28 protein-coding genes are annotated in these 22,411 nt (G+C 56.6%); 14 read left to right on the top strand and 14 right to left on the bottom strand.

Features of this window, described 5'->3' with window-relative positions; genetic code table 11:
* Positions 1–37: 37 nt before the first annotated feature.
* The 4 genes from cgtA to rplU all read right to left on the bottom strand — a co-directional run bounded on the left by cgtA (position 38) and on the right by rplU (position 2,874).
* A complete protein-coding gene (cgtA, locus tag FN633_RS11500; protein ID WP_154057799.1) occupies positions 38–1,207 on the bottom strand; it encodes an Obg family GTPase CgtA in 1,170 nt (389 codons plus the stop codon).
* A gap of 15 nt (positions 1,208–1,222) precedes the next feature.
* Positions 1,223–2,188 carry a DMT family transporter gene (locus FN633_RS11495; RefSeq protein ID WP_154057798.1) on the bottom strand — a complete coding sequence of 322 codons (966 nt, stop codon included), beginning with the start codon at positions 2,186–2,188 and terminating at the stop codon, positions 1,223–1,225.
* Positions 2,189–2,284: 96 nt separating this feature from the next.
* Positions 2,285–2,542 carry a 50S ribosomal protein L27 gene (rpmA, locus tag FN633_RS11490; RefSeq protein ID WP_017457338.1) on the bottom strand — a complete coding sequence of 86 codons (258 nt, stop codon included), beginning with the start codon at positions 2,540–2,542 and terminating at the stop codon, positions 2,285–2,287.
* 20 nt (positions 2,543–2,562) lie between these two features.
* Positions 2,563–2,874: a 50S ribosomal protein L21 gene (gene rplU, locus FN633_RS11485; RefSeq protein WP_042390095.1), complete on the bottom strand. Its 312-nt coding sequence runs from the start codon at positions 2,872–2,874 to the stop codon at positions 2,563–2,565.
* Between the two features lie 260 nt (positions 2,875–3,134).
* On the opposite strand from rplU, the gene ispB reads away from it, so the two are divergent.
* Complete coding sequence (ispB, locus tag FN633_RS11480) at positions 3,135–4,106, top strand: octaprenyl diphosphate synthase (protein WP_154057797.1); 972 nt, start codon at positions 3,135–3,137, stop codon at positions 4,104–4,106.
* Between the two features lie 211 nt (positions 4,107–4,317).
* Complete coding sequence (gene sfsB / locus FN633_RS11475; RefSeq protein ID WP_154057796.1) at positions 4,318–4,602, top strand: DNA-binding transcriptional regulator SfsB; 285 nt, start codon at positions 4,318–4,320, stop codon at positions 4,600–4,602.
* A 65-nt stretch (positions 4,603–4,667) separates the two neighbouring features.
* Here sfsB and murA read toward each other — a convergent pair whose 3' ends face one another.
* The 7 genes from murA to mlaF all read right to left on the bottom strand — a co-directional run bounded on the left by murA (position 4,668) and on the right by mlaF (position 9,464).
* Complete coding sequence (gene murA / locus FN633_RS11470) at positions 4,668–5,927, bottom strand: UDP-N-acetylglucosamine 1-carboxyvinyltransferase (protein ID WP_154057795.1); 1,260 nt, start codon at positions 5,925–5,927, stop codon at positions 4,668–4,670.
* A 53-nt stretch (positions 5,928–5,980) separates the two neighbouring features.
* Positions 5,981–6,235: a BolA family iron metabolism protein IbaG gene (ibaG, locus tag FN633_RS11465; protein ID WP_042390090.1), complete on the bottom strand. Its 255-nt coding sequence runs from the start codon at positions 6,233–6,235 to the stop codon at positions 5,981–5,983.
* Between the two features lie 125 nt (positions 6,236–6,360).
* Positions 6,361–6,654, bottom strand: coding sequence for a lipid asymmetry maintenance protein MlaB (gene mlaB / locus FN633_RS11460; protein WP_042390088.1), 294 nt, complete (start codon positions 6,652–6,654; stop codon positions 6,361–6,363).
* Positions 6,654–7,289 (bottom strand): phospholipid-binding protein MlaC, encoded by a 636-nt coding sequence (gene mlaC / locus FN633_RS11455; protein WP_042390087.1) that lies wholly within the window; start codon positions 7,287–7,289, stop codon positions 6,654–6,656. Before mlaC ends, mlaB begins: the two co-directional genes overlap by 1 nt.
* A gap of 13 nt (positions 7,290–7,302) precedes the next feature.
* Positions 7,303–7,857 carry an outer membrane lipid asymmetry maintenance protein MlaD gene (gene mlaD / locus FN633_RS11450; protein ID WP_042390085.1) on the bottom strand — a complete coding sequence of 185 codons (555 nt, stop codon included), beginning with the start codon at positions 7,855–7,857 and terminating at the stop codon, positions 7,303–7,305.
* A 4-nt stretch (positions 7,858–7,861) separates the two neighbouring features.
* Positions 7,862–8,644 (bottom strand): lipid asymmetry maintenance ABC transporter permease subunit MlaE, encoded by a 783-nt coding sequence (gene mlaE / locus FN633_RS11445; protein ID WP_042390083.1) that lies wholly within the window; start codon positions 8,642–8,644, stop codon positions 7,862–7,864.
* Positions 8,645–8,651: 7 nt separating this feature from the next.
* Positions 8,652–9,464, bottom strand: a complete 813-nt coding sequence (mlaF, locus tag FN633_RS11440; protein ID WP_103821353.1) for a phospholipid ABC transporter ATP-binding protein MlaF — start codon at positions 9,462–9,464, stop codon at positions 8,652–8,654.
* Between the two features lie 223 nt (positions 9,465–9,687).
* Between mlaF and FN633_RS11435 the strand changes: the two genes are divergently transcribed.
* The 12 genes from FN633_RS11435 (at position 9,688) to yrbL (ending at position 18,391) form a co-directional block, all read left to right on the top strand.
* Positions 9,688–10,653, top strand: a complete 966-nt coding sequence (locus FN633_RS11435; RefSeq protein WP_154057794.1) for a calcium/sodium antiporter — start codon at positions 9,688–9,690, stop codon at positions 10,651–10,653.
* Between the two features lie 13 nt (positions 10,654–10,666).
* On the top strand, positions 10,667–11,653 hold the full coding sequence (gene kdsD, locus FN633_RS11430) for an arabinose-5-phosphate isomerase KdsD (protein WP_154057793.1): 987 nt from the start codon (positions 10,667–10,669) through the stop codon (positions 11,651–11,653).
* Between the two features lie 13 nt (positions 11,654–11,666).
* Positions 11,667–12,233 (top strand): 3-deoxy-manno-octulosonate-8-phosphatase KdsC, encoded by a 567-nt coding sequence (gene kdsC, locus FN633_RS11425; RefSeq protein ID WP_154057792.1) that lies wholly within the window; start codon positions 11,667–11,669, stop codon positions 12,231–12,233.
* Positions 12,230–12,805, top strand: coding sequence for an LPS export ABC transporter periplasmic protein LptC (gene lptC, locus FN633_RS11420; protein WP_042390077.1), 576 nt, complete (start codon positions 12,230–12,232; stop codon positions 12,803–12,805). The genes kdsC and lptC overlap by 4 nt, the downstream gene beginning before the upstream one ends.
* Positions 12,774–13,328 carry a lipopolysaccharide ABC transporter substrate-binding protein LptA gene (lptA, locus tag FN633_RS11415; RefSeq protein WP_154057791.1) on the top strand — a complete coding sequence of 185 codons (555 nt, stop codon included), beginning with the start codon at positions 12,774–12,776 and terminating at the stop codon, positions 13,326–13,328. Before lptC ends, lptA begins: the two co-directional genes overlap by 32 nt.
* A 6-nt stretch (positions 13,329–13,334) precedes the next feature.
* Entirely contained in the window at positions 13,335–14,060 is a 726-nt protein-coding gene (gene lptB, locus FN633_RS11410; protein WP_042390075.1) for an LPS export ABC transporter ATP-binding protein, read from the top strand.
* A 47-nt stretch (positions 14,061–14,107) separates the two neighbouring features.
* Positions 14,108–15,541 carry an RNA polymerase factor sigma-54 gene (gene rpoN, locus FN633_RS11405; protein ID WP_154057790.1) on the top strand — a complete coding sequence of 478 codons (1,434 nt, stop codon included), beginning with the start codon at positions 14,108–14,110 and terminating at the stop codon, positions 15,539–15,541.
* Positions 15,542–15,563: 22 nt separating this feature from the next.
* On the top strand, positions 15,564–15,851 hold the full coding sequence (gene hpf, locus FN633_RS11400) for a ribosome hibernation promoting factor (RefSeq protein WP_042390073.1): 288 nt from the start codon (positions 15,564–15,566) through the stop codon (positions 15,849–15,851).
* An 82-nt stretch (positions 15,852–15,933) separates the two neighbouring features.
* A complete protein-coding gene (gene ptsN, locus FN633_RS11395) occupies positions 15,934–16,425 on the top strand; it encodes a PTS IIA-like nitrogen regulatory protein PtsN (protein WP_144817462.1) in 492 nt (163 codons plus the stop codon).
* A 45-nt stretch (positions 16,426–16,470) separates the two neighbouring features.
* Positions 16,471–17,325 carry an RNase adapter RapZ gene (rapZ, locus tag FN633_RS11390; protein ID WP_042390071.1) on the top strand — a complete coding sequence of 285 codons (855 nt, stop codon included), beginning with the start codon at positions 16,471–16,473 and terminating at the stop codon, positions 17,323–17,325.
* Positions 17,322–17,594, top strand: coding sequence for a PTS phosphocarrier protein NPr (gene npr, locus FN633_RS11385; RefSeq protein ID WP_042390070.1), 273 nt, complete (start codon positions 17,322–17,324; stop codon positions 17,592–17,594). The genes rapZ and npr overlap by 4 nt, the downstream gene beginning before the upstream one ends.
* Before the next feature lie 200 nt (positions 17,595–17,794).
* Positions 17,795–18,391: a PhoP regulatory network protein YrbL gene (gene yrbL, locus FN633_RS11380; RefSeq protein ID WP_154057789.1), complete on the top strand. Its 597-nt coding sequence runs from the start codon at positions 17,795–17,797 to the stop codon at positions 18,389–18,391.
* On the opposite strand, the gene mtgA is transcribed toward yrbL, so the two are convergent.
* The 3 genes from mtgA to arcB form a co-directional block, all read right to left on the bottom strand.
* A complete protein-coding gene (gene mtgA, locus FN633_RS11375; RefSeq protein ID WP_154057788.1) occupies positions 18,366–19,085 on the bottom strand; it encodes a monofunctional biosynthetic peptidoglycan transglycosylase in 720 nt (239 codons plus the stop codon). The two genes, yrbL and mtgA, sit on opposite strands and share 26 nt — an antisense overlap.
* Positions 19,085–19,735 (bottom strand): isoprenoid biosynthesis glyoxalase ElbB, encoded by a 651-nt coding sequence (gene elbB / locus FN633_RS11370; RefSeq protein ID WP_154057787.1) that lies wholly within the window; start codon positions 19,733–19,735, stop codon positions 19,085–19,087. The genes mtgA and elbB overlap by 1 nt, the downstream gene beginning before the upstream one ends.
* A 233-nt stretch (positions 19,736–19,968) precedes the next feature.
* Positions 19,969–22,308: an aerobic respiration two-component sensor histidine kinase ArcB gene (gene arcB / locus FN633_RS11365; RefSeq protein ID WP_154057786.1), complete on the bottom strand. Its 2,340-nt coding sequence runs from the start codon at positions 22,306–22,308 to the stop codon at positions 19,969–19,971.
* Between the last annotated feature and the right edge of the window lie 103 nt (positions 22,309–22,411).

Below are 22,411 nucleotides of genomic sequence, written 5' to 3'. Positions count from 1 at the left end.
CCCCGGCTCATGGCCGGGGTTTTTCATTTCTACTGGATTAACGCTTGTAGATGAATTCGATCCCTTCGTCGTCTTCTTCATCCCAGTCGTCATCTTCATCGTCTTCTTCGACTTCAGCTTCTTCAAGCTGCTGACGGTGGTAGTCATCCCACATGAATTCGACTTTTTCAGGCTGCTTCGCTTCTTCAGCCTGAACCAATGGGTTCTCGATGATGAAGGTCATGACGTCCCAGCAGAGGTCTTTTACGCCCTGCTGGCTGGCGGCAGAGATAAGATAGTGCTTATCTTCCCAGCCCAGCGCTTTCGCAATCGCTGCGGCCTTCTCTTCGGCTTCCGCTTTGTCCATCAGGTCGATCTTGTTGAAGACCAGCCAGCGTGGCTTAGAGGCCAGTTTCTCGCTGTACTTCTCCAGCTCGCCGATGATGATGCGCGCGTTTTCAACCGGATCGGAACCGTCGATCGGATCGATGTCGATCAGGTGCAGCAGTACGCGGCAGCGCTCAAGGTGTTTCAGGAAGCGAATACCCAGCCCTGCGCCCTCTGCCGCGCCTTCAATTAGGCCTGGAATGTCGGCAACCACAAAGCTCTTTTCGGTATCCATACGCACCACGCCGAGGCTTGGCACCAGAGTGGTAAACGGATAGTCCGCCACCTTCGGCTTCGCTGCAGAGACGGCGCGGATGAACGTCGATTTACCGGCGTTAGGCATGCCCAGCATCCCGACGTCGGCCAGCAGCATCAGCTCCAGCTGCAGATCGCGTTTATCGCCCGGCGTACCCATGGTTTTCTGCCGCGGCGTACGGTTAACGGAGGATTTAAAGCGCGTATTGCCCAGACCGTGCCAGCCGCCTTTAGCGACCATCAGACGCTGACCGTGTTTGGTCATATCGCCCATGGTCTCGCCCGTACCCTGGTCAATGATGCGCGTCCCTACCGGCACCTTAACGGTGACATCTTTACCGCGCTTGCCGGTACAGTCACGGCTCTGGCCGTTCTGTCCACGCTCGGCGCGGAAGGACTTCTCAAAGCGGTAATCGATCAGGGTGTTGAGGTTCTCGTCCGCTTCCAGCCAGACATCGCCACCGTCGCCCCCGTCGCCGCCGTCAGGGCCGCCACGAGGAATATATTTTTCACGACGAAAGCTTACGCAGCCGTTACCGCCGTCACCTGCCACGACCAGAATCGTAGCTTCATCAACAAACTTCATTTTACTCTCCGTTACTCATTCGCCTGAGCGGGGTAAAGTGACAATCACTTCACGCTTGCGCCAGCGTCCCCAGAGGCGGTGGCCTATGGCGGAATACATAGCGCCCGCAACCACGACAAACGCACCGAGATAACCTAAAAGGTTTAACATCGGTCTGGCGAAAACATCGGGCCAGGCCTGTGATAATAAATCTGAAAACAACAACGTAAACAGCGGGGTCAGCGTAATTAACGCGCTTACCTGCGCCGCCTGCCAGCGCGCCATCGCCTCGGCGAGCGCGCCATAGCCTACCAGCGTATTAAGGCCGCAGAAGATCAGACAGGCCAGCTGCCAGTGGCTAAGCTGCGCTATCGTGGCAGGCTCTGCCAGCGGCAGCAACGCTACTGTGCATAAAGTGTACAGCAAAAAGAGGATCTGCTGCGAGGCCAACCGGCGTAATAATACCTTTTGCGCGACCCCATAGCTCACCCAGACCGCGGCGGCGCTAACGCCGAAAATCACACCCCAGGTGTAATCAGTGAGTCGGGTGAAGATCTCTATCAGGCTGGTGTTGAAAAACATTACCAGCCCGCAAAGCAGCATTACTGCCCCAATGACCTGGGTGCCGCGCATTTTCTCCTTCAGGATAAATACGCTAGCCACCATCATGCCCACCGGTGAAAGCTGTCCAATCACCTGTGAGGCCGTCGGGGTCAAATATTGTAGAGAAGAGCTGAAGAGAATGAAATTCCCGAACAGGCCCCCGGTGGCAATAGCCAGCAACACCAGCCAGCGGCGTTGGCGGAATATGTGCATCGGCGGCAGTTTGCCCTTGATGGCCAGAATCGAACCAAGGCCTATTGCGGCCATTAAAAAGCGATAGAACACGATTGTGGGCGGTTCCATCACCTCCAGCACCTGCTTCATGGCAATGGGCAATGCGCCCCAGCACATGGCTGTCGTTAGCGCCAAAAGGATCCCAATGCCTGCCTGCTGCTTCATTGCCCGTATTCCCTACAAGAGATTTTCCGGACGTCGAATGTAAAAAGCCCCGCAACGTGTTGCGGGGCTTTCATCCGTTACCGGGACGCGAAAAACTTATTCAGCAACGATGCTGATGAACTTACGGTTTTTCGGGCCTTTAACTTCGAACTTAACTTTACCGTCAGTCAAAGCGAACAGAGTGTGGTCACGGCCGCAACCAACGTTAGAGCCAGCGTGGAACTTAGTACCACGTTGACGAACGATGATGCTACCTGCCAGTACTGCTTCTCCGCCAAAGCGTTTTACGCCCAGACGTTTAGCTTCTGAATCGCGACCGTTACGAGTTGAGCCGCCAGCCTTTTTGTGTGCCATTTAAATCTGCTCCCCTAGTCTTAAGCGCTGATGCCAGTGATTTTAACATCAGTGAACCACTGACGATGGCCTTGCTGCTTACGATAGTGTTTACGACGACGAAACTTAACGATTTTAACTTTCTCGCCACGACCGTGAGCAACAACTTCAGCTTTGATAACGCCGCCATCAACGAAAGGAACGCCGATTTTGACTTCTTCACCGTTTGCGACCATCAGAACTTCAGCGAACTCAATAGTTTCGCCAGTTGCGATGTCCAGCTTTTCCAGGCGAATGGTCTGACCTTCGCTTACTCGGTGTTGTTTACCACCACTTTGGAAAACCGCGTACATAAAAAACTCCGCTTCCGCGCACATCTTTCGAGTGATTCAGAGTGCGCTATAAATATTCACAATAGGGCGCGAATATTACGCAAAACGTGAGGCTTTGACAAGAGCGATCGTCAATAGACGAAGAAAAAAAACACAACGTGTATGGTAACGTTTATCTGGCGCGTTTTTTCAGTACAATCAACGATACTATAGCTAACCCGTAACCCTTTGTTATCCCATTTTGACAGGTGATAAACAGGACTTTAAGCCCGGCTTTTGCGATGAATTTAGAAAAAATCAATGAGTTAACCGCGCAAGATATGGCGGGTGTCAATGCGACAATACTGCAACAGCTCGACTCGGACGTACAGCTGATCAATCAGTTGGGGTATTACATTGTCAGCGGCGGCGGCAAACGTATCCGTCCGATGATCGCCGTGCTGGCCGCACGCGCCGTCGGCTATGAGGGAAATGACCACGTTACTATCGCGGCGCTAATTGAATTTATTCATACCGCGACGCTGCTGCATGACGACGTGGTGGATGAATCCGATATGCGTCGGGGCAAAGCCACCGCTAACGCCGCGTTTGGCAATGCTGCCAGCGTGCTGGTTGGAGATTTTATCTATACCCGCTCCTTCCAGATGATGACCAGCCTCGGCTCGCTCAAGGTGCTGGCGGTGATGTCGGAAGCGGTAAACGTGATCGCGGAAGGTGAAGTGCTTCAGCTGATGAACGTGAACGACCCGAATATCACCGAAGAGAACTACATGCGGGTCATCTACAGCAAAACGGCTCGTCTGTTCGAGGCGGCTGCCCAGTGCTCAGGCATTCTGGCAGGCTGTAGTGAAGCACAGGAGAAGGGGCTACAGGATTACGGCCGCTATCTGGGGACCGCCTTCCAGCTTATCGACGACCTGCTGGACTACAGCGCCGATGGCGAGACGCTGGGTAAAAACGTGGGCGACGATCTCAACGAAGGCAAACCTACCCTGCCGCTGCTGCATGCCATGCGTCACGGTACGCCAGAGCAGGCGCAGATGATCCGTGAAGCCATTGAGCAAGGCAACGGCCGCCACCTGTTAACCCCGGTCCTGGAGGCGATGGCCGCCTGTGGTTCGCTGGAGTGGACGCGGCAGCGGGCGGAAGAGGAGGCAGACAAAGCCATTGCTGCGCTTCAGGTACTGCCGGATTCCCCCTGGCGTGAGGCGCTGATTGGCCTGGCGCATATCGCCGTTCAGCGCGATCGCTAATCCCTACACTCCCGCGTCACGGCGCGGGAAAACTCCAAAAAGCTCCAATAACAACACCCTTTAAAATCCAGTAACACCATGGGATTACCCTGGCAAATTCCTAAATCACGCCCTTTTTATAAGAACTTATTAGAGCATAAACTCCCTTGGCGATATGATAGATCCGCGCACCGTTTTAGCGCAGTGCTTATCGCAATTACAGGGAGGAAAAATGGAACAGAAACTGATTGACTGGCACCCAGCCGATATCATTGCTGCGTTACGCAAGAGAGGGACTTCCATGGCGGCAGAGTCGCGTAGAAGTGGTCTGAGTTCATCGACGCTGGCTAACGTGCTGACGCGCCCATGGCCGAAGGGGGAGATGATCATCGCCAGAGCGATTGGGACGGATCCGTGGGTCATCTGGCCGTCGCGCTATCACGATCCGATTACGCATGAGTTTATCGATCGCTCTAAGCTGATCCGCAAAGATAGACGGAGACATTCCAAAGCATAAAAATCGCTAACCCGGCAAGCCAACCCCCTTCTCCTTCCGGTAAGGGGGCTGCCTTCCATTAAGCCTTACTCGCCTTTCACGCGTTCGATGTTCGCGCCCAGCGCTCGCAGCTTGTTCTCAATGGTTTCATACCCACGATCGATATGATAAATACGTTCAACGATGGTGGTCCCTTCCGCGATACAGCCCGCCAGCACCAGGCTTGCAGAAGCACGCAGATCGGTTGCCATGACCTGGGCACCGGAGAGTTTCGCCACGCCGTGACAGATAGCGGTGTTGCTCTCAATCTCCGCGTGCGCGCCCATACGGATCAGTTCCGGAATGTGCATAAAGCGGTTTTCGAAGATGGTTTCCGTCACCACGCCGGTTCCTTCCGCCACCAGGTTCAGCAGCGTAAACTGCGCCTGCATATCGGTCGGGAACGCCGGGTGCGGTGAGGTGCGCACGTTAACCGCCTTCGGACGCTTGCCGTGCATATCCAGGCTGATCCAGTCCTCGCCGAGCTCAATATCCGCGCCCGCTTCGCGCAGCTTGGCCAGTACCGCGTCCAGGGTATCCGGCTGGGCTTTACGGCAGACGATTTTACCGCCGGAGATGGCCGCAGCGACCAGGAAGGTCCCGGTTTCGATACGGTCAGGCAGCACGCTATAGACACCGCCGCCCAGGCGCTCAACGCCCTCAATGGTGATGCTGTCCGTGCCCATGCCGGTGATCTTCGCGCCCAGGGTGTTGAGGAAGTTTGCCGTATCGACAATCTCCGGCTCGCGGGCAGCGTTTTCGATAATCGTTGTGCCTTCGGCCAGCGTCGCCGCCGACATGATGGTCACGGTCGCGCCAACGCTGACCTTATCCATCACGATATGCGCCCCTTTCAGGCGACCGTTCACAGAGGCTTTAACGTAGCCCTCTTCCAGCTTGATCTCCGCACCCAGCTGCTCAAGGCCGCTAATGTGCAGGTCGACTGGACGCGCGCCGATTGCGCAGCCGCCCGGCAGAGAGACTTCGCCCTTACCAAAACGCGCCACCAGTGGCCCCAGGGCCCAGATTGAGGCGCGCATGGTCTTCACCAGCTCGTAAGGAGCGCGATAGATATTGACCGCGCTGCCGTCCATCCAGACGGAACCGTTGCGCTCGACCTTCATACCAAGCTGGCTCAGCAGCTTCATGGTGGTATCGATATCTTTCAGCTTCGGAACGTTACGAATTTCCACGGGCTCTTCTGCCAGCAGGGCGGCAAAAAGAATGGGCAGCGCAGCGTTTTTCGCTCCTGAAATTGTCACTTCGCCCTGAAGCCGGGTCGGCCCCTGTACACGAAACTTATCCATTCATCTCTTCTCTGTTAAGAATTCATACGTACTGTCGGTCACTGACCGCCAGCTCAAAAACCGTTAAGTTTGCGATCGCGTGCCCACTCAGCGGGCGTATAGGCTTTGATCGACAGGGCATGGATGCGGTTGTCCGCAATGTACTCCATCAGCGGCGCATAGACGGCCTGCTGCTTCTTCACGCGACTCATGTCGGCAAAAATTTCACCCACCGCAATAACCTGAAAGTGACTGCCATCGCCGCTAACGTGGGCTTCCTGCAGGGAGAGTGCGTTCATCAGCACGGTCTGGATTTCATGATTTTCCATGGGCTTTAATTCATCTGGTAGTGAAAACAGTCCAACATCTTAGAGGAAAGTGGCGCTGTCTTAAATAAGCAAAAAGCCTCGCTTATCAATCAAGCGAGGCTATGAGTAGTAACGTACTGAAAATATTAGTGTGGCAGCGCGTCGGCAGGCAGGTTATAGAGCTGCGCCAGGGTTCGGACCTTATCGCTGACGCCCTCAAGCATCACCTCGCGTCCCTGTTTGCGGGCAAAGGCCACCAGGTGAACCAGCAGGGCCACCCCGGCGGTATCAACGCGGGCGACCCCGGTGAGGTCGATGACGTCAACGCCATTCAACGCCTGCGCCCTCGCCTCCCACAGCTCATTCAATACGTCCTGGTCCAGCTCTCCCTGGAGAGCCAGCCGCTCGCCATCGCGCGTCCAGCGTAGCTGGTCAGCCATTATTTTTTCTCGTCCAGGGTGATTTTCTGCTGGGAGATCGATTTCAGCTGTGCGGTCAGACCGTCAATGCCTTTGGTACGCAGCAGGTCGCTCCACTCGTTCTGTTTAGTGGTGATCATGCTGATGCCTTCGGCAATCATGTCATAGGCCTGCCAGTTACCAGTCTGGCTATTTTTACGCCACTGGAAGTCGAGGCGTACCGGCGGACGGCCATTTGGATCGTTAATGGTGACGCGGATCGGCACGATGGTGGCGTTACCCAGCGGCTGCTCTGGCGCAATCTGGTAGGTCTGACCGTTATACATCGCCAGCGCCTGGCCGTAGGCCTGCTTCAGGTACTCTCGGAAAGCGGCAAAGTAGGCATCACGCTGAGCAGGGGTCGCCTCTTTGTAGTAGCGGCCCAGCACCAGTGCGCCAGCGTATTTCACCTGGACATAAGGCAGCAGTTCTTGATCGACTACCTCACGCAGGTAGTCAGGGTTAGCGCGGATTTTCGGCTGCTCGGTTTTAAGGCGATCGAAGGTCTTTTTCGCCGCTTCCTGCATCAGCGTGTACGGGTTGCTCTGGTCGGCGGCGGTAGCTGCCGTCAGCGGAGCAATAGCCAGTACGGCAATCATTAACAGTCGTTTAAACATGCGTCACTTCTCCTTATGGATTCGTCGGGGTGGCGGACGGTGCAACGTCAGTATCAGCAGCGCCCGGCGCTGGCGCATCACCTGAACTCTTATTGTCGCTACCTTTGCTGTTGTAAAGGAATTGTCCGATCAGGTCCTCAAGTACCATGGCGGACTTGGTATCCTGAATGGTGCTGCCGTCTTTAAGCATAGAACTTCCCAGCTCGGGATCGTCAAAACCGACGTTAAGCGCCAGATATTGTTCTCCCAGCAGGCCAGAAGTACGAATAGCCAGCGAGCTGGTATCCGGGATCTGGTTATAGCGCTCTTCGATATCCAGCGACACGCGCGGCAGGTAGGTTTTCGGATCGAGTTCGATATCGGCCACGCGCCCCACCACGACGCCGCCGATACGTACCGGCGAGTGGACCTTAACGCCGCCAATGTTGTCGAAGGTGGCGGTGATCCGGTAGGTGGGTTCACTCCGCATAGAGGCGACGTCCGCCGCCTTCAGGCAGATAAAAAGCGCTGCCAGCAGGGCAATCAGAAGAAAAATACCCACCCAAATTTCTGTTTTTTTCGTTTGCATCTACTCAGTTCCCAAACATCAGAGCGGTGAGCACAAAATCGAGGCCGAGAATGGTCAACGATGAGTGCACAACGGTACGTGTGGTGGCCCGGCTGATCCCTGCCGACGTGGGGATCGCGTCATAACCATTAAACAGCGCGATCCAGGTAACAGTAATAGCGAACACCACGCTTTTGATCAGGCAGTTCACCAGATCGAGGCGCAGATCGACGGCGTTTTGCATCGCCGTCCAGAAGAAGCCGGAATCGATGCCTTTCCAGTTTACGCCCACCAGCGAGCCGCCCCAGATGCCAACCGCGACAAACATAATGGTCAGCAGCGGCAGCGAGATCACCCCCGCCCAGAAGCGTGGCGAAATCACCCGGCGCAGCGGATCCACAGCCATCATCTCCATGCTGGAGAGCTGCTCGGTTGCCCGCATCAGGCCGATTTCTGCCGTCAGCGCCGACCCGGCCCGCCCGGCAAACAGCAGCGCGGCAACCACCGGCCCCAGCTCGCGCAGCAGCGACAGCGCCACCAGCATACCGAGACTGGTTTCGGCGCTGTAGGTGGTGAGCACCAGGTAGCCCTGAAGCCCAAGCACCATGCCGATGAACACCCCGGAGACCAGGATGATGAGCATCGAGAGCACGCCCACATTATAGAGCTGGCGGATCAGCAGCGGGGCGTGCTTGCGAAACTCGGGCTTGCCGACCAGCGCATTGAATAACATCAACCCGGCGCGCCCGAACGTCGCGATCGTTTTGATCCCGCGATGTCCAAGCGATGCCAGTGCATTTAACAGCATGAGTGGCTTAGCTCCCTGTTCCTAATAAATCGTGAAGGTAGTCACCTGCCGGATAGCGGAACGGCACCGGGCCATCCGCAATGCCGTCAAGGAACTGGCGTACCCGGGGATCGGCATTCTCCTGGAGTCCCTGCGCGCTGCCGTGGGCAACGATCTTTTTGTCGGCCACGATATAGGCGTAGTCGGCAATACTCAATACCTCGGGCACGTCGTGGGAGACCACGATGCAGGTAACGCCCAGGGCGCTGTTCAGCTCAGAGATAAGCTTGACCAGCACGCCCATGGTGATGGGATCCTGGCCGACAAAAGGCTCATCAAACATGATCAGATCCGGCTCCAGAGCAATCGCCCGCGCCAGTGCCGCCCGCCGGGCCATGCCGCCGGAGAGCTCGGACGGCATCAGCTTCGCCGCGCCGCGCAGGCCAACGGCCTCCAGCTTCATCATCACCGTGCTTTTAAGCAGCGCAGGCGGCAGATGCGTATGCTCGCGCAGCGGATAGGCCACGTTGTCAAACACGGTCATATCGGTAAATAGCGCCCCGGACTGGAACAGCATGCTCATGCGCTTGCGCACGGTGTAGAGGCGGGTACGCGACATAGCCGGTACGTTTTCGCCGTCAAACAGGATCTCACCGCCATCCGGTGGGATCTGCCCACCGATCAGGCGCAGCAGCGTGGTTTTACCGATCCCTGACGGCCCCATGATCGCGGTGATCTTTCCCCGCGGCACCGTCAGTGAAATATTGTCGAAGATACACCGATTGCCACGGGAGAAGCTGACGCCACGGACATCGACTAAATTCGCCATCGTCTGGCTCATTTACTTTTCCTTCTGCCTTATTAGGTGTCACCGGGGCGCGTCATTACGCCTGGTCACGATATTTTTACAGAATATTGTGTGCATAGGTTAGCTAAAGCTGGCATTTGTTTTACTTTTAAGCCGCTTAAAGTCAAAATTAGGACTCGCTGTGTCTAACCGATCCTTTTCTCGCCTGCGATCGCTGACTGCGGACCGGCGATTATACCTGAAGAAAGGACTTTAGATGCTTTTAGCGATGGCGCTGTTAATTATTGGTTTACTTTTGGTGGTCTACAGTGCCGATCGTCTGGTGTTTGCCGCATCTATTCTCTGCCGTAGCATCGGGATCCCGCCGCTGATCATCGGCATGACGGTGGTCACCATCGGCACCTCCCTACCAGAAATCATGGTCTCGATGGCCGCGTCCCTGCATGGGCAGATGGATCTGGCCATTGGCACCGCGCTGGGCTCTAACATTGTCAATATTCTGCTAATCCTCGGTCTGGCGGCCCTATTCCATCCATTTACCGTACATTCTGATATTCTGCGCCGCGAAATCCCGCTAATGTTGATCGTTAGCGCGTTGGCTGGCGTGGTGCTGTACGATGGCCAGCTTAGCCGGGGCGACGGTCTCTTTTTACTGCTATTAGCCGTGCTCTGGCTGGTATTCATTGTTAAGATTGGCCGCCAGGGCAACGATAGCCTGACGCGGGAGCAGCTGGCAGAGCTGCCCCGTGAAGGCAGCCTGTCGGTGGCGTTCCTCTGGCTGGGGGTCGCACTGATCGTCATGCCAATGGCCACCCGGATGGTGATTGATAACGCCACGGTGTTGGCTAATGTGCTGGGGATGAGCGAGCTGACCATCGGCCTGACGGTCATTGCCATTGGCACTAGTCTGCCGGAGCTGGCTACCGCTATCGCTGGCACCCGGAAAGGCGAAGATGATATTGCCATTGGTAACATCATCGGCTCCAGCATTATTAATATCGCCATTGTGCTGGGCCTGCCCGCGCTGATTGTGCCCGGCTCCTTTAACCCACTGGCCTTTACGCGTGACTACGGCGTGATGCTGGCGGTGAGCGTGATCTTTGCCCTGCTGTGCTGGCGTCGGCAGCGCCAGACGGGCCGAGGTGCAGGGGCGCTGCTGATCGGCGGTTTTATCATATGGATGGCGATGCTCTACTGGCTATCGCCGTATATCACTGGATAATCGGAAACCTATTATGTCGCACATAGATTTGCCGCCGGGCTTTGACTTTCAACAGGCAGGCAGGGATGTACTGACCATTGAACGTGAAGGCCTGGCCGAGCTTGACCGCTATATCAACGAAGACTTTACCGAAGCCTGCGAAAAGATGTTCTACTGCGCCGGTAAAGTGGTAGTGATGGGCATGGGCAAATCTGGTCATATCGGGCGCAAAATGGCGGCGACCTTTGCCAGCACCGGCACGCCGTCGTTCTTTGTTCATCCAGGCGAGGCCGCCCACGGCGATCTCGGCATGGTTGCCCCGCAGGATATCGTTATCGCCCTGTCGAACTCCGGCGAATCTAACGAGATCCTCGCGCTTATTCCGGTGCTGAAACGCTTGCAGGTGCCGTTGATCTGCGTCACCAGCCGTCCGGAGAGCAGCATGGCGCGGGCGGCGGATATTCATCTGTGCGTCAAAGTGCCGCGTGAAGCCTGTCCGCTGGGGCTGGCCCCCACCTCCAGCACCACGGCAGCGCTGGTCATGGGCGACGCGCTGGCGGTAGCGCTGTTAAAGGCGCGCGGCTTTACGGCGGAGGATTTTGCCCTCTCCCACCCCGGCGGCGCGCTCGGACGCAAGCTGCTGCTGCGGGTAAACGATATTATGCACACCGGGGATGAGATCCCCCACGTCAGCAAAGAGGCCTCCCTGCGTGACGCGCTGCTGGAGATCACCCGCAAAAACCTGGGTATGACGGTGGTGTGCGACGACCTGATGAAAATTGAAGGCATCTTCACCGATGGCGACCTGCGCCGCGTGTTTGATATGGGTGCGGACGTGAGAAGCCTGGGTATCGCTGACGTGATGACCCCCGGCGGCATTCGCGTTCGCTCAGGCACCCTGGCGGTTGACGTCCTGAACCTGATGCAGTCCCGCCATATTACGGCGGTGATGGTTGCCGATGGCGACCAGCTGCTGGGTGTGGTACATATGCACGATCTGCTGCGCGCAGGCGTAGTGTAAAAAGGATACGAGAATGAGTAATGCTGGTGCGTCACTGGCGACCTGCTACGGGCCGGTCAGTACGCAAGTGATAGCAAAGGCGGAGAAGATCCGCCTGCTGATCCTGGACGTCGATGGCGTAATGTCTGACGGCCTGATTTTTATGGGTAATAATGGTGAAGAGCTGAAAGCGTTCAACGTGCGCGACGGCTACGGCATCCGCTGCGCGTTGACCTCGGGCATCGAGGTGGCGATCATCACCGGCCGCAAGGCCAAACTGCTGGAAGACCGCTGCGCTACGCTGGGGATCACGCATCTCTATCAGGGGCAGGCAGACAAGCTGATCGCCTACCGGGAGCTGCTCGCAACGCTCGCCGTCAGCGCCGATGAGGTCGCCTACGTGGGTGACGACCTGATCGACTGGCCGGTAATGGCGGAAATTGGGTTAAGCGTGGCCGTGGCCGATGCGCACCCGCTGCTGCTGCCGCGTGCGGACTACGTTACGCATATTCAGGGTGGACGCGGCGCGGTACGTGAAGTCTGCGATCTGCTGCTGCTGGCGCAGGGCAAACTGGAAGAGGCCAAAGGGCAATCAATATGAGTAAAACCAGACGTTGGGTTATCATTCTGCTATCGCTGGCGGTGCTGGTATTGATTGGCGTCAACCTGACCGATCGGGATGACGACAGCGAGGTGGCAATCAACAATAGTGAGCCAACCTACCGCAGCGAGCATACCGATAGCGTGGTCTACAGCCCGGAAGGGGCGCTGAACTATCGCCTGATCGCACAGCACGTGGAGTATTTCTCTGACCAGGCAGTCTCCTGGTTTACGCAACCGGTATTAACCACCTTTGACGAAAATAAAGTACCCACCTGGTCGATTAGGTCAGATAAAGCCAAACTGACTGATGACCGTATGCTGTATCTTTATGGACATGTTGAGGTCAATGCCCTGACAGCAGAGTCCCAACTGCGGAAAATCACGACGGATAACGCGCAGATTAACCTGATTACTCAGGATGTTACCTCGAACGATCTGGTCACGTTATACGGTACAACATTTAATTCCAGCGGCCTGAAAATGCGCGGCAACTTACGCAGCCAAAACGCCGAGCTGATTGAAAAGGTTAGAACCTCCTATGAAATTCAAAATAAACAAACTCAGCCTTAATCTTGCGCTTGCCAGCGTACTTCTGGCCGCGTCTGTCCCGGCGCTGGCGGTGACCGGCGATACCGATCAGCCGATCCATATTGAATCTGACCAGCAGTCTCTGGATATGCAGGGCAACGTGGTCACCTTCACCGGCAACGTGGTGGTGACTCAGGGCACGATTAAGATCAACGCCGATAAAGTGGTCGTTACCCGTCCGGGCGGTCAGGAAGGCAAAGAGGTCATTGATGGCTACGGCAACCCGGCCACCTTCTACCAGATGCAGGATAACGGTAAGCCGGTGCAGGGTCATGCTGGCCAGCTGCACTACGAGCTGCAAAATGACTTCGTGGTGCTGACCGGCAACGCCTTCCTGGAGCAGCAGGACAGCAATATCACCGGCGACAAAATTACCTATCTGGTCAAAGAGCAAAAAATGCAGGCGTTTAGCGAAAAAGGCAAGCGCGTGACCACCGTCCTGGTTCCATCCCAGCTGCAGGACAAAGGCAATAAACCGGCACCGGCCCCGAAGAAGAGTAACTAATTCGTTATGGCAACGTTAACTGCAAAAAATCTTGCTAAAGCCTATAAAGGCCGCCGTGTGGTCGAGGATGTTAGCCTGACCGTAAAATCCGGCGAAATTGTGGGCCTGCTTGGCCCTAACGGGGCGGGTAAAACCACCACGTTTTACATGGTCGTTGGCATTGTATCCCGCGACGCGGGTAACATCATTATCGATGACGAAGATATCAGCCTGCTGCCGCTGCACGCCCGCGCGCGCCGTGGTATCGGCTATCTGCCGCAGGAGGCCTCTATTTTCCGCCGCCTGAGCGTGTACGATAATTTAATGGCGGTGCTGCAAATTCGTGACGATCTCTCCTCAGAGCAGCGCGAGGACCGCGCCAATGAGCTGATGGAAGAGTTTCACATTGAGCACCTGCGCGACAGCCTCGGCCAGGCCCTCTCCGGCGGTGAACGCCGCCGCGTTGAGATCGCCCGTGCGCTGGCGGCAAATCCTAAATTTATCCTGCTGGATGAACCCTTTGCTGGCGTTGACCCCATCTCGGTTATCGACATTAAGCGCATCATTGAGCACCTGCGCGACAGCGGACTCGGCGTGCTGATCACCGATCACAACGTGCGCGAGACGCTGGCCGTGTGTGAACGCGCCTACATCGTCAGCCAGGGGCATCTGATTGCCCACGGTACGCCGCAGCAAATCCTTGAAGACGAACAGGTTAAACGCGTATATCTTGGGGAAGACTTCAGACTCTGATAGGGTTAATGACGGTAATGTTTTAGCGGGAGAGAAGTGCTCTGAACATGAAGCAAGGTTTGCAACTGCGGCTAAGCCAACAGCTCGCCATGACGCCCCAACTGCAACAGGCTATTCGTCTGTTGCAGCTCTCGACGCTGGAACTTCAGCAAGAACTTCAGCAGGCGCTGGATAGCAACCCGCTGCTGGAGCAAACCGATCTTCACGATGAGATAGATGCCCAGCAGACCCAGGATACCGAAACGTTAGACTCCGCCGACGCCCTTGAGCAGAAAGATATGCCCGAGGAGCTGCCGCTGGATGCCAGTTGGGATGAGATCTACACCGCCGGTACGCCGTCGGGCAACGGCGTGGACTATCAGGACGACGAGCTTCCCGTCTACCAGGGCGAGACCACCCAGTCACTACAGGACTACCTGATGTGGCAGGTGGAGCTGACCCCCTTCTCTGATACCGATCGCGCTATTGCCACCTCCATTGTCGACGCCGTGGATGAGACCGGCTACCTGACCGTCTCTCTGGAGGATATCCTCGACAGCATGGGTGACAGCAACGTGGGGCTGGACGAGGTCGAAGCGGTGCTGAAACGCGTCCAGCGTTTCGATCCGGTGGGCGTGGCGGCAAGAGATCTGCGCGACTGCCTGCTGATCCAGCTCTCCCAGTTCGCCAGCGATACGCCGTGGCGGGCCGAAGCCAAACTGATCATCAGCGATCACCTCGATCTGCTGGGGAACCACGATTTCCGCACCCTGATGCGCGTTACCCGCCTGAAGGAAGAGGTGCTGAAAGAGGCGGTGAACTTGATCCAATCGCTGGATCCACGCCCTGGCCAGTCGATCCAGACCGGCGAGCCGGAGTATGTGATCCCCGACGTGCTGGTGCGCAAGCACAATGGCCGCTGGATGGTCGAGCTGAACGCTGACAGCATTCCACGTTTGCAGATTAACCAGCACTACGCCGCCATGTGCAGCGGCACGCGTAACGATGCCGACAGCCAGTTTATCCGCAGCAATCTTCAGGAAGCCAAATGGCTGATTAAGAGCCTGGAGAGCCGCAACGATACCCTGCTACGCGTCAGTCGCTGCATCGTAGAACAGCAGCAGGCCTTTTTCGATAAAGGCGAAGAGTTTATGAAACCGATGGTGCTGGCGGATATCGCCCAGGCCGTCGAGATGCACGAATCTACCATTTCACGCGTGACAACCCAGAAGTACCTCCACAGCCCGAGAGGTATTTTTGAGCTTAAATACTTCTTCTCTAGCCACGTAAATACCGAAGGCGGTGGCGAAGCCTCGTCAACGGCCATCCGCGCGCTGGTGAAGAAGCTGATAGCCGCAGAAAATCCTGCGAAACCACTGAGTGACAGTAAGTTGACCACCCTGCTGTCCGACCAGGGTATCATGGTGGCTCGCCGCACCGTTGCGAAGTATCGAGAGTCTTTATCCATCCCGCCGTCTAACCAGCGCAAGCAGCTGGTCTGACCCAACCGATAAGGAAGACACTATGCAGCTCAACATTACAGGGCACAATGTCGAAATTACTGAAGCACTGCGCGATTTTGTCGGTACAAAATTTGCTAAGCTGGAGCAGTACTTCGAGCGGATCAATCAGGTCTACATTGTGTTAAAAGTGGAGAAAGTGACGCACGTCGCGGACGCCACACTGCACGTAAACGGTGGCGACCTCCACGCCAGTGCGGAAGGGCAAGACATGTATGCGGCTATCGACGGTTTAATTGATAAACTGGCGCGACAGTTAAACAAACATAAAGATAAACTGAAACAACACTAATTGTCCGGGCGTTCGACGGCAGTTAGCAACCTGCTGTGGTCACGCAGCAGGTTGTCTGCACGAGTAACGCTTAGGTGAATTTATGATGAACAACGATTCCGCTCTTCAATTGAGCAATGTCCTTAACCAGGAATGTACCCGCAGCGGCGTGCACTGCCAGAGTAAAAAGCGTGCGCTGGAGATTATCAGCGAGCTGGCTGCCAAGCAGCTTAGCCTGCCGCCGCAGGTGGTCTTTGAGGCCATCCTGACCCGTGAAAAAATGGGCAGTACCGGTATCGGCAACGGTATCGCGATCCCCCATGGCAAGGTCGAGGAAGATACCCTGCGCGCCGTCGGCGTCTTTGTCCAGCTGGAGACGCCTATCGCCTTTGATGCTATCGATAACCAGCCGGTGGATCTGCTGTTTGCCCTGCTGGTGCCGGCCGATCAAACCAAGACGCATCTGCACACGCTCTCTCTCGTTGCCCGCCGCCTGGCGGACAAAACCATCTGCCGACGCCTGCGCGCCGCACAGAGCGATGAGGAGCTGTATCAGATCATCACGGACAGCGAAGGCAGCCACGATGACGCGTAGCCGGGAAAAGGCTTTTCTATTTGCTCGCCTGAGGAGAAACGGTACATGGTACTGATGATCGTCAGCGGTCGCTCGGGCTCGGGGAAATCAGTTGCCCTGCGAGCGCTGGAAGACATGGGCTTCTACTGCGTGGATAACCTGCCGGTAGTGCTGTTGCCCGAACTGGCGAAATCGCTGGCCGACCGCCAGATCTCTGCGGCCGTCAGCATTGACGTGCGTAATATGCCAGAGTCGCCGGAAATTTTTGAACAGGCAATGAACAATCTGCCGTCGGCCTTTTCGCCGCAGCTGCTGTTCCTTGATGCCGATCGCAACACGTTGATCCGGCGCTACAGCGATACCCGACGCCTGCACCCCCTCTCCAGCAAGAACCTGTCGCTGGAGAGCGCTATCGACGAAGAGAGCGACCTGCTGGAGCCGCTGCGCTCCCGAGCAGATCTGATCGTCGATACCTCAGAGATGTCGGTGCATGAGCTGGCAGAGATGCTGCGTACCCGCCTGCTGGGCAAGCGCGAGCGCGAACTGACCATGGTGTTTGAGTCGTTTGGCTTCAAGCACGGCATTCCTATCGATGCCGACTACGTCTTTGACGTCCGCTTCCTGCCGAACCCGCACTGGGATCCGAAGCTGCGCCCGATGACCGGCCTTGATAAACCGGTGGCGGCGTTCCTCGATCGGCATACCGAAGTGCACAACTTTATCTACCAGACTCGCAGCTATCTGGAACTGTGGCTGCCGATGCTGGAGACCAACAACCGCAGCTATCTCACCGTCGCCATCGGCTGTACGGGGGGCAAGCACCGTTCGGTCTATATTGCCGAGCAGCTGGCGGACTACTTCCGCTCGCGGGGTAAAAACGTGCAGTCCCGCCACCGTACGCTGGAAAAACGCAAAACATGACCGTTAAGCAGACCGTTGAGATCACCAACACGCTGGGCATGCATGCCCGTCCGGCAATGAAACTGTTTGAGCTGGTTCAGGGGTTTGATGCCGAAGTGCTGCTGCGCAATGACGAAGGCACCGAGGCGGAGGCCAGCAGCGTGATTGCGCTGCTGATGCTCGACTCCGCCAAAGGCCGTCAGATCGAGATTGAGGTCAGCGGCCCGCAGGAGCAGGAGGCGCTCGCCGCCGTGATTGCCCTGTTCAACGCCGGTTTTGACGAAGATTAGTGCCGATTGCGCCGGGTGGCGGCTACGCCTGACCCGGCCTACAACAGAGGTAAAACATAGGCAAACTGTACTTTTCGTGCGCTTAACTCCTGCCAACCTTTTCTTAAGATAACCTTAAGCTAGCCGTTTATTTTCCATTTAAGTTGCCTGGCCATACTTGGATTGTTTCCAAAACAATTTCCAAAAAAGCAGGACAACGTATGATTCGCTTATCTCATCTCACCCCGTTGGGCATCGGTCGGCACCGCCAATGCTATGCGCATCCGGACAATGCCCAGCGCTGCATCAAGATTATCTACAACTACGAGAGCGGCGGCGATAAAGAGATCAAGCGCGAGCTGAGCTACTATGCCCATCTCTCTCGCCGTTTAACAGACTGGAGTGGGCTGCCGCGCTACTACGGCACGGTCGAAACCGATCTGGGGACGGGATACGTCTACGATATCATCACCGACTTTGACGGCTCCCCGTCAAAGACCCTGACCGAGTATGCCGCCCAGTGCCGTGAAGCAGGCAACAGCAAGGCGCTCTACCCGCTGCTCAGGGCGCTGAAAAGCTACCTGCGCAAAAACCGCATTGTGACCATGAACCTGAAGCCGCAGAACGTGCTTTGCCGCCGCATCAGCGTGGATGAAGTGGTGCCGGTAGTGTGCGACAACATTGGCGAAGGCACGCTGATCCCGCTGGCAACCTGGTCAGGCTGGGCCTGCGCGCGTAAGCAGGCCCGCCTGTGGCAGCGCTTTATCGCTCAGCCCGCGCTTGCCAACGGGCTTAGTGCAGCGAATGCTGGGTCATAAATCCCTCACCGCCCAGCTGGCGCATAATCCACGCCTGGCGATTGCGCACGTAGCCTGAAGGGGCACTGGCCTTAAAGCGGATAGGATTGGGTAGCACGGCCGCCAGCAGCGCGGCCTCTGACATCGTCAGGCGGCTGGCAGGCTTGTTAAAATAACGCTGGGCTGCCGCCTCAACGCCAAATACCCCCTCGCCAAATTCGGCGACATTGAGATAAACCGTCAGGATCCGCCGCTTGCTCCACACCGTCTCCATGCCAAGCGTTAATCCGGCCTCCAGCCCCTTACGCAGCCAGCTGCGCCCGTCCCAGAGGAAGAGATTTTTCGCCGTCTGTTGTGACAGGGTTGACGCACCGCGGATCCGGCTGGCGTTACGCTCGTTATGGGAAACTGCTTTCTGGATAGCGTTAACGTCAAAGCCCCAGTGCGTCGGGAAGGTTTGATCCTCAGCGGCAATCACCGCCAGCCCCATCCAGGGTGAGATATCATCCATCCCCACCCAGTCAGAGTGGGCAACATAGTTGAAATCGCCGCTCAGCCAGGCCGATATCTGACGCTCCGCCATTACCGCCGAGAAGGGAACCGGCATAAAGCTGAACAGCAGAATGCCGCCGCCCCAGAGCAGGGCCAGCCCCAGCAGCGTACGCAGCAGCAGACGTTTTATTTTTACCTTCAATGAGGCACTGCGTACTGCCATTACGCCAGCACCAGCACGCGCGCGACCAGTTTCTCAATGCCGCTGGCGGCCTCGGCAATATTCTGCGCCACCATATAGGCTGGGGTCGTGACGACCTTGTTCTCTTCATCTACCACGATGTCATCCACCGGGCAGGTCACATGCTCTGCGCCCATCTCCTCCAGCACGTCGGCGGTGTCGATGTCAGTCCCGATGGTCAGGCGCAGCGGGAAGTCAAAAATTTTCGGCAGCATGGCCGGAGCGATACAGATAAACCCCAGCGGTTTACCGGCGGCGTGCATCGCCAGCGCCAGCTGCTTCAGGCCGCTATCCACGCTGCACTCTGCGCCCTGGGCGGCGAAATTGCTGAGGTTCTTTGCCGCACCGAAGCCGCCGGGAACAATCAGGGCGTCCAGCGCGTCGGCAGAGGCCTGGCTTAGCGGCTGGATCGCGCCGCGAGCAATACGCGCTGCTTCAATAAGCACGTTGCGGCTCTCCGCCATCGGATCGCCGGTAAGATGGTTGATCACGTCCGACTGCGGTTTATCCGGTGCAAAACAGACCGCCTCCGCGCCGCTGCGGGCAATCGCTAATAGCGTAATGACGGCCTCATGAATTTCAGTTCCGTCGTTAACGCCGCAGCCGCTGAGTACCACTCCCACTTTTTTCATTTTGCCGATCCTTTCTTGCAACATGCTGACGATTATTAAAAATTTCGATAAGGACGCTATGCTTCACACATTTCATCGATTCATATAACAAATAAGTTAAGATTTGCTATCTTATGTGCGGGCTTGACACTCTTTCCGCCTGTGCCCAGTGAATAACCAACCCTAAAAATACCGGCACGGCCACAATTTCCCTGGTGTTGGCGCAGTATTCGCGCACCCCGGTCTATCCGGGGTCATTTTTTGCCCGCCCCGGCGACCCACGCCTTAAGCACCGCAATATCGTCCTGCCAGGCCAGCTTCATCTCCTCAATCCATTCGCCTACGTTGTCCCACCACGCCGGCAGATCGGAAGACTGAATTTGCTTGCCCAGCTGTTGCAGACGACGCAGGCCAATCGAGCCCGCCGCACCCTTGATCTTATGTCCCTCTTCCGCGATCCCCTTTTGGTCACGAGCGGTCAGGTTTGATTCGAGGATCGCAATATAGCCCGGCATCATCTTCTCAAACATCGCAATGCCGTCGACGATCACCTTCGGACCAATGATTTCCAGGTACTGCTCCAGCATCGGAATATCTAACAGCGTCTGTGCTTTATCGTTATCGACAGCGTCCACCGTACTCTCCTCCTCGTCTTCACAGGTATCCCAAAACTTCTTGATCATCGCGGTCAGCGCCGGTACAGCCAGCGGCTTGCTCAGGACTTCGTCCATTCCCGCATCCAGATACTCTTTTTTATCTTTCAACACGTTGGCGGTCAAGGCCACCAGCGGGGGCAGATCCTCCCGGGCGTAGTTCTGGGTCAGCTGACGAGAGATGTCCAGCCCGGTCATGTCCGGTAGCTGGATATCCAGCAGCAGCAGATCGTATTCGCCTGGGGTAAACTTCGCCAGCGCCTCTGTTCCGGTCATGGCAACGTCAACGCTGCATCCCAGCTTTTCCAGCACCGATCGCGCCACGATCACGTTCAGTTCGATATCCTCTACCAGCAGCACGTTCAGGGCCGGGAGCGGCATCTCATCATCCTCGAACCCGTCCTCTACTTCCTCTGCGACGGCAGGGGCATGCACCGTCAGCACAAAGCGCGAACCTTTGCCCAGCTCGCTGGTAACGGTAATATCGCCGCCCATGCTTTTCGCCAGCCGCCGCGAGACCGCAAGACCAATCCCCGTGCCGGTAGCCGGTTTGCCGCCGTGCTTGTCTTTAACCTGGTAGTACATGGCAAAAATTTTATCCTGCTCCACCGGCGGGATGCCGATACCGGAGTCCTCAACCTCAAAGCGCAGCATTTCGTTATCGTCATAGCGAATGCGCACCGTCACCTGGCCCTGCTGGGTGAACTTAACCGCGTTGCTGATGAGGTTCCACAGGATCTGCCGCAGCCGGGTGCCGTCGGTGATGACCTTATGCGGCAGGGGCAGCGTCGGCTCGACAACAAAACTCAGCCCCTTCTGCTGCGCCTGCAGTCCAGAGAGAGTTTCGAGATCGGCCCGGAAGCTGGTGAAGTCTACCGGCTGGTTGTCCAACTGCACCTTGTGGCGCTCCATCTTATCCATGTCGATAATATCGTTGAAGATATTCCCCAGCGTGACCGCAGAGACGTGGATGGTCTTGAGGTACTTCTCCTGCTCTTCGCTCAGCTCGGTATCAAGCAGGATACGGCTCAGGCCAACGATGCCGTTAAGCGGCGTGCGCAGCTCGTGGCTGATGGTGGAGATAAAGGTGGTCTTGTCCCGGCTGGCGCGCTCCAGCGCGTCCTGGTAACGCTTGCGCTCGGTAATATCCCGGCCAAAGCCCATCAGCCCGTGGCGTTTACCCACCCGGTCATAGTAGGGCACCTTGCGGATCTCAAAGCAGGCTTTGCGCCCGTCCGGGTACTCCAGCCACTGCTCATAGGTCAGGGAGACGTTATGACGAAACACCTTCTCATCAGTTTCGTTAACCTTTTCCGCCGCCTCCGGCGAATAGACGTCGTCCGGCTTCAGGTTAACCAACTGCTTCTCGCTTTTACCGGTTAACAGCTCCATCGCCCGGTTGCAGCCGGAGAACTCTTTATCTTCGTTGCGGTAGAAAACCAGATCCGGCGAGGCGTCGAGAAACGAGCGCAGGAACGAGGACTGCTGCTCCAGCTGGATCTGCGTCTGCTCGCGCTCTTTCATCTCAATTTTGAGTTGCTCAAAGGTGGCCTGGCGCTCGGCCTCGGCGATAGCGCGATCGTTGAGTACCTTGTTGAGCGTGGAGATATTATCTTTCAGCTGAACGTTGAGCTTGAGATCGCGCTCGCGCATCTCCTCCAGCTTTTCCACCAGCCTGGATAGCCGCTGGCGGGACTCCTCCAGCTGCTCAACCACCACCGACAGAAAGTAAACTGCCCAAGGGGTGATCAGTAATCCGAAGAAGATCGAGCGGATCACATCGATACTTTCAACCCGGCCATGCAGCACCATGGTCACGGCCATCTGGACAACAATCGCCAACACCACCAGCGCCAGGGCTAGCAGCATGGAGAAGCGCACCAGGCCAAGCTTCATCATCAGATCGACATAGTACTGTGCGAGTAATCGGATTTGCTTCATTAACGAGTTCCTTCACCACAACGTCGCACAATAATACTCAATTCTGAGCAAAGCGTTGAAGGTTGTGCAAAAAATGTCGCTCGCGCCATCCGGCGTTATGCAA

This window comes from Pseudescherichia vulneris (assembly GCF_902164725.1).
In the GTDB taxonomy this organism is placed as follows: domain Bacteria; phylum Pseudomonadota; class Gammaproteobacteria; order Enterobacterales; family Enterobacteriaceae; genus Pseudescherichia; species Pseudescherichia vulneris.
Note: the sequence above shows the minus strand (reverse complement) of the source record. Positions and strands in the feature narration are given on the sequence as shown.

Coding starts and splice junctions, on each gene's coding strand:
- mlaE (WP_042390083.1), bottom strand. CDS start 8,644: ATGCTGTTAAATGCACTGGCATCGCTTGGACATCGCGGGATCAAAACG.
- murA (WP_154057795.1), bottom strand. CDS start 5,927: ATGGATAAGTTTCGTGTACAGGGGCCGACCCGGCTTCAGGGCGAAGTG.
- lptA (WP_154057791.1), top strand. CDS start 12,774: ATGAAATTCAAAATAAACAAACTCAGCCTTAATCTTGCGCTTGCCAGC.
- rplU (WP_042390095.1), bottom strand. CDS start 2,874: ATGTACGCGGTTTTCCAAAGTGGTGGTAAACAACACCGAGTAAGCGAA.
- rpoN (WP_154057790.1), top strand. CDS start 14,108: ATGAAGCAAGGTTTGCAACTGCGGCTAAGCCAACAGCTCGCCATGACG.
- mlaF (WP_103821353.1), bottom strand. CDS start 9,464: ATGAGCCAGACGATGGCGAATTTAGTCGATGTCCGTGGCGTCAGCTTC.
- mlaB (WP_042390088.1), bottom strand. CDS start 6,654: ATGGCTGACCAGCTACGCTGGACGCGCGATGGCGAGCGGCTGGCTCTC.
- arcB (WP_154057786.1), bottom strand. CDS start 22,308: ATGAAGCAAATCCGATTACTCGCACAGTACTATGTCGATCTGATGATG.
- cgtA (WP_154057799.1), bottom strand. CDS start 1,207: ATGAAGTTTGTTGATGAAGCTACGATTCTGGTCGTGGCAGGTGACGGC.
- hpf (WP_042390073.1), top strand. CDS start 15,564: ATGCAGCTCAACATTACAGGGCACAATGTCGAAATTACTGAAGCACTG.
- FN633_RS11435 (WP_154057794.1), top strand. CDS start 9,688: ATGCTTTTAGCGATGGCGCTGTTAATTATTGGTTTACTTTTGGTGGTC.
- rpmA (WP_017457338.1), bottom strand. CDS start 2,542: ATGGCACACAAAAAGGCTGGCGGCTCAACTCGTAACGGTCGCGATTCA.
- elbB (WP_154057787.1), bottom strand. CDS start 19,735: ATGAAAAAAGTGGGAGTGGTACTCAGCGGCTGCGGCGTTAACGACGGA.
- kdsD (WP_154057793.1), top strand. CDS start 10,667: ATGTCGCACATAGATTTGCCGCCGGGCTTTGACTTTCAACAGGCAGGC.
- sfsB (WP_154057796.1), top strand. CDS start 4,318: ATGGAACAGAAACTGATTGACTGGCACCCAGCCGATATCATTGCTGCG.
- lptB (WP_042390075.1), top strand. CDS start 13,335: ATGGCAACGTTAACTGCAAAAAATCTTGCTAAAGCCTATAAAGGCCGC.
- mlaC (WP_042390087.1), bottom strand. CDS start 7,289: ATGTTTAAACGACTGTTAATGATTGCCGTACTGGCTATTGCTCCGCTG.
- mtgA (WP_154057788.1), bottom strand. CDS start 19,085: ATGGCAGTACGCAGTGCCTCATTGAAGGTAAAAATAAAACGTCTGCTG.
- ispB (WP_154057797.1), top strand. CDS start 3,135: ATGAATTTAGAAAAAATCAATGAGTTAACCGCGCAAGATATGGCGGGT.
- lptC (WP_042390077.1), top strand. CDS start 12,230: ATGAGTAAAACCAGACGTTGGGTTATCATTCTGCTATCGCTGGCGGTG.
- ibaG (WP_042390090.1), bottom strand. CDS start 6,235: ATGGAAAATCATGAAATCCAGACCGTGCTGATGAACGCACTCTCCCTG.
- FN633_RS11495 (WP_154057798.1), bottom strand. CDS start 2,188: ATGAAGCAGCAGGCAGGCATTGGGATCCTTTTGGCGCTAACGACAGCC.
- mlaD (WP_042390085.1), bottom strand. CDS start 7,857: ATGCAAACGAAAAAAACAGAAATTTGGGTGGGTATTTTTCTTCTGATT.
- rapZ (WP_042390071.1), top strand. CDS start 16,471: ATGGTACTGATGATCGTCAGCGGTCGCTCGGGCTCGGGGAAATCAGTT.
- yrbL (WP_154057789.1), top strand. CDS start 17,795: ATGATTCGCTTATCTCATCTCACCCCGTTGGGCATCGGTCGGCACCGC.
- kdsC (WP_154057792.1), top strand. CDS start 11,667: ATGAGTAATGCTGGTGCGTCACTGGCGACCTGCTACGGGCCGGTCAGT.
- ptsN (WP_144817462.1), top strand. CDS start 15,934: ATGATGAACAACGATTCCGCTCTTCAATTGAGCAATGTCCTTAACCAG.
- npr (WP_042390070.1), top strand. CDS start 17,322: ATGACCGTTAAGCAGACCGTTGAGATCACCAACACGCTGGGCATGCAT.